Origin of the sequence: Mesorhizobium sp. M0698 (assembly GCF_040320455.1) — a bacterium.
In the GTDB taxonomy this organism is placed as follows: Bacteria; Pseudomonadota; Alphaproteobacteria; order Rhizobiales; family Rhizobiaceae; genus Mesorhizobium.
This window is the reverse complement of the sequence record NZ_JAMYPQ010000002.1, coordinates 222,250-235,232: the sequence shown is the minus strand read 5'-3', so window position 1 is coordinate 235,232 and position 12,983 is coordinate 222,250. Positions and strand designations below refer to the sequence as shown.

Here is a 12,983-nt window from a genome sequence, read left to right as displayed (position 1 = left end):
GCCTTCATTCGGCGACCAGATGCCGTCGTCGCCTACTTCCTCGGCGGCCCCTTGCGCTCGGCCGATGCCGCCCAGAGATTGATGTCCGACTCGCGGGCAAAGGTGTCGATCTCGGCGAGCTCGGCATCGCTGAAGTCGAGCGCCTCAAGCGCGCCGACGCAATCCTCGACCTGTTCCGGCCGGCTGGCGCCGATCAGCGCCGACGTCACCCTGCCCCGGCGCAGCACCCAGGCCAGCGCCATCTGCGCCAGCGTCTGGCCGCGGCGACGGGCGATGACGTTCAGCGCCTCGATATTGGCGATCGACTTGTCGTTGATGAATGCCGGGCGCAGCGACTTGCCCTGGCTGGCGCGGCTGCCATCGGGGATGCCGCCGAGATATTTGTCGGTCAGCATGCCTTGCGCCAGCGGCGAGAACACGATCGAGCCGACACCAAGCCCCTCCAGCGTATCGAGCAGGCCATCATCCTCGACCCAGCGGTTGAGCATCGAATAGCTCGGCTGATGGATCACGCAAGGCGTGCCGAGCTGCTTCAATATGTCGGCGGCCTCGCGGGTGCGCTGCGAATTATAGGAGGAAATGCCGGCATAGAGCGCCTTGCCCGAGCGCACCGCGTGATCGAGCGCGCCCATCGTTTCCTCCAGCGGGGTGTCGGGGTCGAAGCGGTGCGAATAGAAGATGTCGACATAGTCGAGCCCCATCCGCTTCAGGCTCTGGTCGAGGCTGGCCAGGACATATTTGCGGCCGCCCCATTCGCCATAAGGTCCTGCCCACATTTCGTAGCCGGCCTTGGTCGAGATGATCAGCTCGTCGCGATAACCGGCAAAGTCCGTCCGCAGGATCTCGCCGAACGCCCGCTCCGCCGAGCCGGGCGGCGGGCCGTAATTGTTGGCGAGGTCGAAATGCGTGATGCCGAGATCGAACGCCCTGCGCGCGATCGCCTGCTTGGTTCTATGCGGCGTGTCGTCGCCGAAATTGTGCCACAGCCCAAGCGAGATCGCCGGCAGCTTCAGGCCGGACCGCCCGCAGCGATTGTAGACCATCTTCTCGTAGCGGTTTTCGGCGGGGACATTCGGCATGGGAAATCCTCAAATCGAAACGAGCCCGACGGCTGCCGCAGCGACAGTGGGGCAGTCGAACTTGCCACCCTTAGCCTCTCCCCGCGCAAACGGGGAGAGGCTTTTTGCGGTGCTTGGGAGGCGCGCCGCCTACTTGGTTTTCTTCTTCGCCAGCAGCTCCTTCGCCGCCTTGACGCCGAGTGCCGCGGGCCGCTCGCAGCTGGTCTGCATGGCGACGAACTTTCCGGTCTCGCCCGAACGCAACAGGCCGGTCATGACGTCGACGGCATGCAGCGCCAGTTCCATCGAGCAGCGGTGCGGCCGACCTTCCCTGATCGCGATCGCCATGTCGGCCAAACCGGCGGTGCGGTAGTTGGCCATCATGCCTTGCGAATGCATCTCGTTAGGCACGCCGAACGGATGCGGCCATTTCCGCAGCTTCTTCACCGGTTTGGCGGCTTCGGTGTAGCGCACTTCGCCGCCGAAGAAGTTCGGATCCGGCACGAACACCGTGCCCGCCTCGCCATAGAGTTCCATCGGCGCGTGGCCATGGCTCCAGACATCCCAGCTGGTGTTGAGCGTCACCATGGCGCCGTTCTCGAATTCCAGCACGCCGTGGATCGTCGTCGGCGTGGAGACCGGGATCTTTTCACCGGCGCGCGGCTTCGAGCTGATGATGCGTTCCGTCATCGGGATCGAAGCGAAGGCGGCGACCCGCTTCACCGCCCCGATCAGCTGGATCAGGTTGGTGATGTAATAGGGTCCGATGTCGAGCACCGGCCCGGCGCCCGGCTGGAAGAAGAAGTCCGGATTGGGATGCCAGTGCTCCATGCCATGGCTCATCACATGACAGGTGCCGCTGGTGATTCTGCCGAGCCTGCCGGTGTCGATCAGGTCGCGGACAAGCTGGTGCGCGCCGCCGAGGAAGGTGTCGGGGGCCGAACCGATGCGCAGCCCCTTGTTTTCCGCGCGTTTCTTCAGGTCGAGCCCTTCCTTGACCGACAGCACGAAGGGCTTCTCCGAATAGACGTGCTTGCCGGCGTCGAGGATCTGTTTCGACACCTCGTAATGCACCGCCGGAATGGTCAGGTTGACGATGATGTCGATATCGTCGGCCTTGAGCAGCCCCTCGACGGTCTCGGCGCGCAGCTTGAACTCTTTTGCCCGCGCTTTCGCCGCTTCCATGTTGATGTCGGCGCAGGCGCGCATCTCGATGCCGCGAAACAGCGGCGCCAGCGAGAAATACGCCTTCGAGATGTTGCCGCAGCCGATGACGCCGATGCCAAGTTTTGTTGCCATGCTGGTGTGCTCCTAATAGGTCTTGGCGGCTGCGATCGAGCGGCGGGCGAAGCGCTCGATATCGTTGGGATTGTCCTGTTCCATGACGTAGTATTTTGCGGCGCTTTTGGCGCGCAGCGCCTTGATCAGGCCGGGCCAGTCGATGGTGCCGTGGCCGACATCCGACCAGCCGTCCTCGTCGAGGCCCTCGCCCGGCTTGGCCAAGTCCTTGACATGGACGGCGACGATGCGATTGCCGTGCTTCTCGATCCAGGGCAGCGGATCGACGCCGCCGCGCACCACCCAGGCGACGTCCATCTCCCAGCCGATGTCGGGCGCGGAGGACAGGATGTGGTCCTGCGGCACCGAGCCGTCGGCAAGCGCCTTGAACTCGAAATCATGGTTGTGCCAGGCAAAGCCGTAGCCGGCTTTCCTGGCCGTCTCGCCGACCTTGGCCAGGCGTTCGCCGAAGCCGCGCCAGCCGGCTGTGTCGGCCGGCCTGAACTCGGCGTTCAGGAACGGGCAGATGAGCAGCGTGATGCCGAGCGCGTCGGCCGTCCTGCGCACGCCGTCGAAATCCTTCTCGAGCGCGTCGATCGAGAAATGCCCGGTCGGCATGGCGAGCCCGTTCTTGTCGAGCTCGGCACGGAACGCCTTGGGATCGTCATAGACGCCGCCGAACCCTTCGACTTGGCTGTAACCAAGCTCCCCCAGCATCTTGAGCACGCCCTCCCAGGGCTGGAAATTGCGGGCGCTGTAAAGTTGGAATGACCAGTTCATCGTCTCTGTCCGTTTTCTCGTGGATGGTTAGTTTTGGGGGGATGAGTCTTGGGGGAGTGGAAGATTCTTGGGGGAGTGGAAGAGTCTTGGGAGGCTAAATCATGCTCTAGAGGCGGTTACCTGTGACGGCGTCGAAAAGCGAGGCGCGCATCGGGTCAAAACCGATGCCGACCGCCTCGGCGTTGTTTGGCGTGCGCTCGGCTGTCACCCGCACCGTGAAATTCTGGCCGGCGAGCTTCAGCCAGACCAGCGTGTCGGAACCCATGGGCTCGACGACCTCGACATTTGCCGTGGCTGCGAACGGCCATCCCGTGCCGCTGTTGAACGCCACGTGCTCGGGGCGGATGCCGAACACGGCCGGCCCTGGCACCGGGTCCTTCTCGAAAGCATAGGTGGCAAGCGGTATCCGCACATCCTCGGCGACGAAGTGCCAGTCGCCTGCAGCTTGCTCCAGTCTGCCGTCGAGGAAGTTCATTGCCGGCGAGCCGAGGAAGCCGGCGACAAACCGGTTGACCGGCCGGTTATAGATGGTCTGCGGCGCATCGAGCTGCTGGATGACGCCGCCCTTCATCACCGCGATACGGTCGGCCAGCGTCATCGCCTCGATCTGGTCGTGGGTGACGTAGATCATGGTGTTCTCGAGCTTGCGATGCAGCAGCTTGATTTCGACGCGCAATTCCGCGCGCAGCTTGGCGTCGAGGTTGGAGAGCGGTTCGTCGAACAGAAAGACATCGACGTCACGCACAAGTGCGCGCCCGATCGCCACGCGCTGGCGCTGGCCGCCGGACAGCGCCGCCGGCTTGCGATGCAAAAGCGGTTCGATCTGCAGGATCTCGGCGGCCCGGGCGATGCGCTTGGCGATCTCGTCCTTGGCGAGGCCGGCAACGCGCAGCCCGAACGACAGGTTCTTCTCCACCGTCATCTGCGGATAGAGCGCGTAGGACTGGAACACCATGCCGATGCCGCGATCCTTGGGCTCTTCCCAGGTGACGTTCTTGCCCTTGATGAAGATGCGGCCTTCGGAAACGTCGAGCAGCCCGGCAATGCAGTTGAGCAAGGTCGACTTGCCGCAGCCGGACGGGCCGAGCAGCACGATGAATTCGCCTTCGGCAACATCGAGGTTGAGCGTCTGCAGCACCGATATCGCACCGAAATTCAGCGACAGGTTCTGGATCGAGACGCTGGTGCCGTTTGCCGCAATGCTGCCGTTTGCGTTCATCGCCATCATCCTTTCACCGCGCCGGCGGCGATGCCGCGCACAAACAATTTTCCGGACAGGAAATAGACGATCAGCGGCACCAGGCCGGTCAGGATGGTGGCTGCCATGTTGACGTTGTATTCCTTCACGCCTTGCACCGAGTTGACGATGTTGTTGAGCTGCACCGTCATCGGATAGGTGTCGGGGCGGGTGTAGACGACGCCGAACAGGAAGTCGTTCCAGATGCCGGTCACCTGCAGGATGATGGCGACGACGAAGATCGGCAGCGACATCGGCAGCATGATGCGGAAATAAATGCCCCAGAAGCCGGCGCCGTCGACACGCGCTGCCCGGAACAGCTCCTCCGGCATGGAGGTAAAGTAGTTGCGGAACAACAGTGTGAGGATCGGCATGCCGAAGATGGAATGGACGATCACCAGGCCGCTGAGGCTGCCGTAAAGGCCGACTTCGCGCAGGATGATGACGATCGGATAGATCATCACCTGATAGGGGATGAAGGCGCCGACGATCAGGATGATGAAGAAGGTGTCAGCACCTTTGAAGCGCCAGTTGGCAAGCGCATAGCCGTTCACCGAGGCGAGCGCGATCGACAAGATCACCGACGGGATGGTGATGCGCACCGAATTCCAGAAGCCACGCGACAGCCCGTCGCAGTTGAGCCCGGTGCAGGCGCTCGACCAGGCCTTGACCCAGGGCTCGAAGGTGATCTCCATCGGCGGCGAGAAGATGTTGCCGAGGCGTATCTCGGGCATGCCCTTGAGCGATGTCACCACCATCACGTAGAGCGGCAAAAGATAGTAGAGCGCCACCACGATGAGCGTGCCGTAAAGGAAGATGTTGCGGCGCGAGAACATATGCCGCGGCTTCGGCCCGCTCGGCCCGTAGGCTTCGAGCCCGCCGGCGCCGGCAATAGCGGGCAATGAAACGGTATGGTCAGACACGCTTCTTGCCTCCGAACTCGAGATAGGCCCACGGCACGATGACAATGATCACCGACACCAGCATCATCGTCGAAGCGGCGAACCCTTGGCCGAGGTTCTGGGCAAAGAACATGTAGTCATAGACATATTTGGCCGGGACTTCGGAGGCGATGCCGGGTCCGCCGCTGGTCTGGGCGACGACAAGGTCATAGATCTTGACGATACCGGCAGCGATGATGACGAGCGTGGTGATGAAGACCGGCCGCATCATCGGTATGATGATGAACAGATAGGTTTTCCAGGTCGGTATCCCGTCGACCCGCGCTGCCTTCCAGATATCCTCGTCGATCCCGCGCAGGCCGGCCAGCATCAGGCACATGATGAGCCCGGTGCCCTGCCAGAGAGCGGCGATCAATATGCCGTAGATGACGATGCTGGAATCATAGAGCGGATTGAAGCTGAAGCTCGTCCAGCCGAGGCTGCGCACCACTGCCTGGACACCGAACTCGGGGTTGAGCAGCCACTGCCAGACGAGACCGGTGACGATGAAGGAGAGGGCGAAGGGATAGAGGAAAATGGTCCGGAACGTGTCCTCGAACCGGATCTTCTGGTCGAGCAGGGCGGCAAGCAGGAAGCCGATCACCAGCGAGAACAGCAGCGACAGCACGCCGTAGATCAGCAGGTTCTCGATCGAGACCAGCCAGCGCGGCACCGACCACAGCCGGTAGTACTGGTCGAGCCCGACGAAATTCAGCCGTGGCAGGAGCTTCGAACTGGTGAAGGAATAAAGCACCGTCCACGCGCTGCCGCCGACAAAGATCACCAGCGCGGTGAGGATCATTGGGATCGAGGCGATCTTCGCATTGAGGTTGCGAAAGAGTTGGCTAGGGCGTTCGCTCTTGCTCATCTGCACAGCCGCGCTGGATCGGGTAAGGGCCGGAGGGTCAAGAGGCCTTGACCCGAGCTCCCGACCCTGCGTTTGCAGGGGCGGGAGTGAGGTGGTTGGTCGATCGCTCAATCGGCCGAACCGACGATGGCGGCGAAGCGCTTCTGCGCATCTTCCACGGTCATGTCCTGCTTGGCGAAGAACTCGGAGAAAAGATCCTCCTTCTGCTTCTGCGTATCCTGCGAAAGCAGCTGGTCGGTCCAGGGCATGACATTGCCCTTGGCGAGAATTTCGAGCCCCTTCTTCATGCAGTCGTTCGCCGCCTTGAGGTCGACGTCGCCGCGCACCGGCAGCGAACCTTTCTTGAGATTAAAGGCGACCTGCGTCTTGGGATCGAGCAGCGTGTGGGCCAGCACTTCCTGTGCCTTCGATTTTTCGGGGTCCTTCAGCAGCGGGAAGTAGAAAGCGTCGCCGCCGGTAGCGATCATCTCGTTGAGACCGAGGCCCGGAAGGCAAGTATAGTCCTTGCCGGCGACCTGACCGGCAACCTGGAACTCGCCCTGCGCCCAGTCACCCATGATCTGGCCGCCCGCCTTGCCGGTGATGACCAGGTTGGTGGCCTGGTTCCAGTCCTGCACATTGGTGTTCTTCGCCATCTTGCGAGCGTCGTCCGCGGCCTTGAAGACCTTGGCGACCTCGGGCCCGGCGGCGAATTCCGCGTCCTTGTCCTTGTAGACCTTGAGGAAGGCGTCGGTGCCGCCGACCGCCGCAAGCAGCACGTCGAAAGCGCCGGAGGCCTGCCAGGGCTGGCCGCCGACCGCGAGCGGCTGGATGCCTGCTTTTTCAAGCGCGGGCGCCGCAGCGACATATTCATTCCAGTTCTTCGGCACCGGCACGCCGGCTTTTTCGAAGGCGGCGTTCGACAGCCACAGCCACTGCCAGGAGTGGATATTGACCGGCACGCAATAGATCTTGCCGTCGAGGGTACAGCCGTCGAGCAGGCTCTTCGGCTGCACGATTTCCGTCCACTTTTCCTTGGTGGCGAGATCGGTGAGGTCGCGCATCAGCCCGGCCTGCACCAATTCTTCCGCCTGCCGGCCGTGATTGAACTGGGTCGCGCCCATCGGGTCGCCGCCGGTGATGCGGCTGATCATGATCGGCCGCGCCGTGCCGCCGGAGCCGGCGATGGCGCCGTCAACCCAGTGATTGCCGGTTGCGTCGAAAGCCTTGGCGAGTTCGGCGACCGCTGCCGCCTCGCCGCCGGAGGTCCACCAATGGGTGACTTCCAGATCCGTCGCGGCCGCCGGGCCGGCAAATTGCAGCGCGACCGTCGCAGCCAGCGCAGCAGTCATGAGTTGGTATCGCATTTCGTTCCTCCCAGAATCTGAAACGTTACAGATTTTCGATACGGCAATTGCTTGAGGCGCGCAACCCCTCAGGCGAAGGTGGCATCAAGTTTTTTCGAAGCGCGAATAAAATCGCGCGGCTCGCCGGCCTACCGCATCGCAACAAGAGGGGTTGCACTGCAAAATGGAATGCTGCGACGCCAAAAAATCGGAAAAGCCCGTTCGAATCACGGTTTTGCACCGACTGCAGCACCGCTCGTTCTGCATCTGTCACCAGTGATATGGCGATGGTCGTGACAATCTGTAACGTTTCAGTATATAGCGGTTTCATTCGGTGAGAGCCCGCGGCGAACCCGCGGCCGGCCGATTGCCGGCCTGTCCGGCAACTGTTATGCGCCTGACGGGGCGGGATGAATGAACAGGCATCAAAAAGAGAAGGCCGACGAAGCGTCGGGCCAGGGCCGGCCGACACTGAAGACGCTCGCCTTCATGACCGGGCTGGGCGTCACCACCGTGTCGCGCGCGCTGAAGGATGCGCCCGAGATCGGCGCCGAGACCAGGCGGCGCGTCCAGCTTGTCGCCAAGCAGATCGGTTATCGGCCCAACCGTGCCGGCGTCCGCCTGCGCACCGGCAAGACCAATGTCATCAGCCTGGTGCTCAACACCGAGCACGAGATCATGAGCTTTGTCTCGGATATCATCTACGGCGTTTCCGAAGTCATTGCCGACACGCCCTACCATTTGATCGTGACACCCTACTCGCGCTCGCAGGATCCGCTCGACCCGATCCGCTACCTCGTGGAAACCGGTTCAGCCGACGGCGTCATCATTTCGCGCACGCAGCCGAACGATCCGAGGGCCCGTTATATGCTGGAGCGCGGCATCCCCTTTGCCACGCATGGCCGCACCGATATGGGGCTGATCCATCCCTACCATGATTTCGACAATTACGCTTTCGCAGCCGAGGCAGTGCGCCATCTGGCCGGCCTCGGCCGCCGCCGCCTGGCTCTGTTGGCGCCGCCGGTCGAGCTGACCTATCACGGCCACACGCTCGCAGGCTTTGCCGATGCGCTGAGCGAGGTCGGCGCCAGCGAGATTCCGTTCAACACCGTTTCGATCGATCATTCGATCGAGCAGATCAGAATGCGGACCGCACAGCTGATGCGCCGCGAAAGCCGCCCCGACGGTTTCATCAGCAGCGCCGCCGCCGCGACGCTCGCCATCGTCGCCGGCATCGAAGACGCCGGCCTCAAGCTTGGCCGCGATGTCGATGTGGTGTCCAAACAATCGTCGGAGCTTCTGCACCTGTTTCGCAGCGAATTGCTGGTCGTCAACGAGAACTTCCGACTGGCCGGCGCCGAACTCGCCCGCTCGGTGCTGGGCTGGATCGGCGGCGCCGCACCCGGCACCCTGCAAAGCCTGAGCGAGCCGGGCGAAGTGCAGGCCTATCGCCGTCCCGACTAGAGCGGGATACGTTCAAATTGAACTGGCATCCGGCTCGTTGAAACTGGCATCCGCATTTCTGCGACGCCAGTGATTCCACTTGGCTGCAAAATGCGCGCTGCTGACTGGCAGCCTTGGGCCGTATGGAGAAAGTCCGCTTTGGGAACCAGCGGTGTGGTTAGCTGTCCTTCAGCTTTCGACCCACAACGGAAGTCTGCGCCAAGAACTCAGATCGATGAAGCAGTCGCTCGAAGGCGGCCGGCAAGGGCGCGGTTAAGATCGGGGCCGATGTGGCCACCACGGTGATCCCCGAGACTGTGAAGCGCTATTTGGGACTAACCTGACCGATCAGCCGTAGGTGGCCGACAGCTTTTTCAGAGCACCCCGCAGGCGCTCGAGGAGAGCCGTGAGGATCGCCTCGAAGTCGGTGAGGTCGGTTATGCCCAGCTTCGCGCAAACGCCCTGCAGCAGCTTGTCTCCCATGTCATGGTCAGCCCACAGGCGCACGTCGTAGAGCATGAAAAACGGCTCGATGAGGTTGGTCGTATCGCCGAGCACGTCGCGATAGACGACTTCGAGGAGCTTGTTGCCCTTCGATCCGTCCTTGAAGGCGACGTTCTTCCCTTTGAGGAGTTTCCGGATCTCATCGGTGTTGACGTTCTCGTTGATGATCTCGTTCAGCTCGCTGATGAAACGGATGAAATCGTCCTCTGACTGGATGATGATGCGACGGCAGCGCCGCACCGCCTCGATGCGATCCTTGAAGGAAGTGGGCTTGTAGAGCCGCAGGCCGTGCTTACCGGCGAAAGCGGCGTTCCATTTCTCCAGCTCGTTAATCGTCTGGATGGCGATCGGGGATTGTGTGAACTGAGCATCGATCTGCGCGTCGTAGAACTCCGACTTCATGTCATGCTGTGCTGGGATGTTATGCTCTCGCCAATGGTGCTGCTCGGCCGCAGGTTGATCTTGCAGATCCCCGAGCCACGCGATCACCGCCCCCTGGGCATTGATCCCGAACGACATGTAGTGGTCCGGCCAATAGATGGTGCCGTAAGTCTCGCTCGCGAACTCCACCGCGTTCGTCTTGCTGTAGAGGTGCTTCACCAGCACCTCGTTGTCGAAATAGACCGGCGTGAGGAAGCCGTCGCCCAGGCCTTCCTTGGGGTCAAAAACGAACGTGACGCTGCTCATCCAGTCGTTCCTATATCGGCCGCCGTTAGGTGCCGCTCTATATAGGCAAGTTCTTCGCCGACTGCCCTTTTTTTCACAAAGCCTGTCGCAATCATCCTGCAAATGCCAGTCTCCACGATATGTCTGCTTCGGGGCGCAGCCGCGGGGCAGAAGGCCGACTGTCCGGTCTTGGGTCGGGTCCATCAGAAACCGAAGTTCCGCTACGCGCGCTCCCGTGCAGAGCGCTGCAGAAGTTCCGCGCTAATATTGCGGTGGCAAAATCTTCACTCCGCGGGCACAAGCCATTATACATAACGTGAGTTCGGTCCGAAGGCGCACTACATGCTAAAGGCAACGGGCCGAAGGGGACAAGACAGATGGAGAGCAGCCCCGACTGGCAACCGACACTCATCCACATTGAACCCGAATTTACCAAATTCGTGCCGACCTTTCGCAACGGTCAGATCGTGCGTGACCTGATGCCCGACCAGCCGGAAATGGTCCTGAATGCAGACTTCTATTTTCCTGACGACCGTGTGATCGTGGAACTGAAGTGCATGGAAACGGACTCTCGCGATGCCTATCCCGAGCGCGTCGCGCGGGCGTTTACGCATTTCGGGCACACGGGCAGCGAATTGATGGGCTTTCTGTTTCGCGGCGAGCCCATGCCGGAGCGAGTCGCGGCCCGCCTCCGCCAGCAGATCGCCAATCCTCTGCGGCAGGCCCTTCGCAAGGCAAACAAGCAAATTGCGGCCACCAAACTTCACCTAAAAATTCCAGATGCCTTTGGCCTGGCGATGTTCGCAAATGACAATAATTTCGGGCTCAGCCCTGCGGACGCACTTGCTATTCTCAGCAATGCCGCTTTGGGGCTTTCGGAATGCCATGTCGATGGCTTCGTCTATATGACACCGAACGTCTATCACCACACAGGAGACGATATCGCCAGGTCCGTATGGGTCCCGCTTTATGCGGAAGGCAAAGAGTCCCTGGCTGATTTCGTCAATCCTTTCGGTACCGCCTGGATCGACTGTGCGGAACAATTCGGCGAGCCGTATTTGGAGCGCTGGAAAGGCGACGAGTACGATGTTGGCTTCCTGACCGGAAAGCCCATCGAACGCTTCCGCCGGAGCCGCAAGTAATCGAGCGTCCGCAAAGTCATACAGCATGACCGGCAGTACGTTTCGGGGTATACTTTTTGAAGGGGGCGCCGATGCCGGACAAGTATAGACTCATTATCCTTGGAGCGGGGTTCTCGCGGCCTGCTCAACTGCCGCTGGCATATGATCTATGGAAGAAATCCGCGAAACGGCTGCGGCCTTTCCTTCCGACCGGCGGGCTTCGAAATTCAACAACGATCTTGAGCACTACATTGAATTTCGCAGAGATGCGGCTGGCGAAAGTCTGACGCCGGAGACGGTGGATTTCGAGGACTTCATGCGCTTCCTCGACGTCGAACATTATCTTGGCCTCCGGGGTGGTGATACGTGGAGTCAGGACGGCAATGAGGGAACCATCGTCACGAAATATCTGATCGGCAGCATTCTGGCGCGGCACGTCAACGCGCTCAACACTGTGCCCGATCTCTACATCGAATTCGCAAAACGCCTCGAGCCGGACGATTACGTCATTACCTTCAACTACGACACGCTTCTGGAACGCGCGCTTGATGCTATCGGCAAACCTTACCGCCTGTTTTCGACCCGGTTCAAGGAAGTGACTCAGTTTGGCGGTACGATCGATAACGACCGGGATGAGGTCGTCATCCTCAAAATGCACGGCTCCATTGACTGGTTCGACCGCACCGGCTTTGAGCGCAGAATTGCCAACCATGCAAAGATGGGCGCGCCGCCTCCAAAAGACATCATATTTTCCGATGAGGCTGGCCTCGGCCTTGAGCGACTGACCGATGGTCCCCGCCAAGAGTCGGACCCGCTGAAAAATATCTATCGCGCGAAGAACCTGAAGGCGCTTTACGATAAAGATCTTCTGTTCATGGCGACGCCGCGCATATTGCCACCATCGGCCACAAAGCTGCTTTATGCCACGCGTCTCAATGATTTTTGGGAGGGGATGGGCAATGGCGGCTACTACAATTTCGGCATGGCGATCGTCGGCTTCTCTCTGCCCGGCCATGATGATTACGCCAGGCAGATCCTCTACAGCCTCGTGACAAACTACCAGCGGCACAAGTGGGAAACCGACGAGCTGGGCCGAAAAAAGACGCCGCTTGCCATCGTCGATTATTTCCCCGATGCCGCATCCGAAGCGAACTTCCGAGAGCGCTATCGCTTCGTGGATTGGTCGCGCGCCGATCTGAGCGGAAACGGCTTCAATCTTGGATCACTCGACAAGATATTCGTATGAGCCCGTTGAGGACGCAGCATTTCAGACTCCGAAGTCAGAATAATGTTTAATAGCGAAGAAGCTATTGCATCCTGATCAATGCGGTTCCGGTTCCGGATGGCGAAGGCATTTTCGCAACGACGGCTTTCGGGCTGTTCGCGCCACGGGTCGAAAGACTGATATGAGGCGCAGTCCCGACGTCCAGATGGCGAACCGCCGGACCGGCCCGAGAACTCCCAACGGCGCGCTTGAGATCACCCGCGCGCGGCTCTACTAGTCCGAAAACCTCACGCTCACGCCGCGCTGCCGAAAATAGGCCTGCATCAACTTGCGCCCCGAGCGGTTGTTCTGCGCCAACTTGGTCGGATCGAACACCGCCTGTTTTATCCCTTCTCGTGTCAGCGCCGCTTTAAGCGTCGCGATATGTGCGTCGATGTCGGCATTATCCGCCCGCAGCGAGGCATAGATACTTTCGGTCGCCTGGGCCACGGTCGGTTCGCTCACAGGTGTCGTCCTTTGGTTGGTTGAGCGGCGGCT

Annotated in this window: 12 protein-coding genes; 3 read left to right on the top strand and 9 right to left on the bottom strand. The window is 60.9% G+C overall.

The features are described from left to right. Positions 1–32 precede the first annotated feature (32 nt). From mgrA to NKI16_RS05715, 7 genes are all read right to left on the bottom strand, one after another. A complete protein-coding gene (gene mgrA / locus NKI16_RS05745) occupies positions 33–1,079 on the bottom strand; it encodes an L-glyceraldehyde 3-phosphate reductase (RefSeq protein WP_352588394.1) in 1,047 nt (348 codons plus the stop codon). A 129-nt stretch (positions 1,080–1,208) separates the two neighbouring features. Further along, positions 1,209–2,357 carry a Gfo/Idh/MocA family protein gene (locus tag NKI16_RS05740; RefSeq protein WP_352620234.1) on the bottom strand — a complete coding sequence of 383 codons (1,149 nt, stop codon included), beginning with the start codon at positions 2,355–2,357 and terminating at the stop codon, positions 1,209–1,211. A gap of 12 nt (positions 2,358–2,369) precedes the next feature. Continuing rightward, a complete protein-coding gene (locus NKI16_RS05735) occupies positions 2,370–3,116 on the bottom strand; it encodes a sugar phosphate isomerase/epimerase family protein (RefSeq protein ID WP_352620232.1) in 747 nt (248 codons plus the stop codon). A gap of 106 nt (positions 3,117–3,222) precedes the next feature. After that, positions 3,223–4,335, bottom strand: coding sequence for an ABC transporter ATP-binding protein (locus tag NKI16_RS05730; RefSeq protein WP_352539434.1), 1,113 nt, complete (start codon positions 4,333–4,335; stop codon positions 3,223–3,225). 5 nt (positions 4,336–4,340) lie between these two features. Beyond that, the gene (locus NKI16_RS05725) at positions 4,341–5,276 is read right to left on the bottom strand and encodes a carbohydrate ABC transporter permease (RefSeq protein ID WP_352620230.1); all 936 of its coding nucleotides are present in this window, start codon (positions 5,274–5,276) and stop codon (positions 4,341–4,343) included. After that, positions 5,269–6,162 carry a carbohydrate ABC transporter permease gene (locus tag NKI16_RS05720; RefSeq protein WP_352620228.1) on the bottom strand — a complete coding sequence of 298 codons (894 nt, stop codon included), beginning with the start codon at positions 6,160–6,162 and terminating at the stop codon, positions 5,269–5,271. The genes NKI16_RS05725 and NKI16_RS05720 overlap by 8 nt, the downstream gene beginning before the upstream one ends. Before the next feature lie 107 nt (positions 6,163–6,269). Beyond that, a complete protein-coding gene (locus tag NKI16_RS05715; RefSeq protein WP_292663281.1) occupies positions 6,270–7,508 on the bottom strand; it encodes an ABC transporter substrate-binding protein in 1,239 nt (412 codons plus the stop codon). A 393-nt stretch (positions 7,509–7,901) separates the two neighbouring features. Here NKI16_RS05715 and NKI16_RS05710 point away from each other — a divergent pair, with 393 nt between their 5' ends. Next, the gene (locus tag NKI16_RS05710; RefSeq protein WP_254816774.1) at positions 7,902–8,951 is read left to right on the top strand and encodes a LacI family transcriptional regulator; all 1,050 of its coding nucleotides are present in this window, start codon (positions 7,902–7,904) and stop codon (positions 8,949–8,951) included. 327 nt (positions 8,952–9,278) lie between these two features. Here the strand turns inward: NKI16_RS05710 and NKI16_RS05705 are convergent, their stop codons facing one another. Continuing rightward, a complete protein-coding gene (locus NKI16_RS05705; protein ID WP_352922325.1) occupies positions 9,279–10,121 on the bottom strand; it encodes a hypothetical protein in 843 nt (280 codons plus the stop codon). Positions 10,122–10,477: 356 nt separating this feature from the next. Between NKI16_RS05705 and NKI16_RS05700 the strand changes: the two genes are divergently transcribed. Both NKI16_RS05700 and NKI16_RS05695 read left to right on the top strand, forming a co-directional pair. Next, positions 10,478–11,242: a hypothetical protein gene (locus tag NKI16_RS05700; protein WP_352620222.1), complete on the top strand. Its 765-nt coding sequence runs from the start codon at positions 10,478–10,480 to the stop codon at positions 11,240–11,242. Between the two features lie 148 nt (positions 11,243–11,390). Then, positions 11,391–12,467 carry an SIR2 family protein gene (locus tag NKI16_RS05695; RefSeq protein ID WP_352620220.1) on the top strand — a complete coding sequence of 359 codons (1,077 nt, stop codon included), beginning with the start codon at positions 11,391–11,393 and terminating at the stop codon, positions 12,465–12,467. A gap of 252 nt (positions 12,468–12,719) precedes the next feature. Here the strand turns inward: NKI16_RS05695 and NKI16_RS05690 are convergent, their stop codons facing one another. Then, a complete protein-coding gene (locus NKI16_RS05690; protein ID WP_095488311.1) occupies positions 12,720–12,950 on the bottom strand; it encodes a hypothetical protein in 231 nt (76 codons plus the stop codon). Between the last annotated feature and the right edge of the window lie 33 nt (positions 12,951–12,983).

Bases quoted from the DNA above. Each gene is read 5' to 3' on its own strand.
- mgrA (WP_352588394.1), bottom strand. From the start codon at position 1,079: ATGCCGAATGTCCCCGCCGAAAACCGCTACGAGAAGATGGTCTACAAT.
- NKI16_RS05740 (WP_352620234.1), bottom strand. From the start codon at position 2,357: ATGGCAACAAAACTTGGCATCGGCGTCATCGGCTGCGGCAACATCTCG.
- NKI16_RS05735 (WP_352620232.1), bottom strand. From the start codon at position 3,116: ATGAACTGGTCATTCCAACTTTACAGCGCCCGCAATTTCCAGCCCTGG.
- NKI16_RS05730 (WP_352539434.1), bottom strand. From the start codon at position 4,335: ATGAACGCAAACGGCAGCATTGCGGCAAACGGCACCAGCGTCTCGATC.
- NKI16_RS05720 (WP_352620228.1), bottom strand. From the start codon at position 6,162: ATGAGCAAGAGCGAACGCCCTAGCCAACTCTTTCGCAACCTCAATGCG.
- NKI16_RS05715 (WP_292663281.1), bottom strand. From the start codon at position 7,508: ATGCGATACCAACTCATGACTGCTGCGCTGGCTGCGACGGTCGCGCTG.
- NKI16_RS05710 (WP_254816774.1), top strand. From the start codon at position 7,902: ATGAACAGGCATCAAAAAGAGAAGGCCGACGAAGCGTCGGGCCAGGGC.
- NKI16_RS05705 (WP_352922325.1), bottom strand. From the start codon at position 10,121: ATGAGCAGCGTCACGTTCGTTTTTGACCCCAAGGAAGGCCTGGGCGAC.
- NKI16_RS05700 (WP_352620222.1), top strand. From the start codon at position 10,478: ATGGAGAGCAGCCCCGACTGGCAACCGACACTCATCCACATTGAACCC.
- NKI16_RS05695 (WP_352620220.1), top strand. From the start codon at position 11,391: ATGGAAGAAATCCGCGAAACGGCTGCGGCCTTTCCTTCCGACCGGCGG.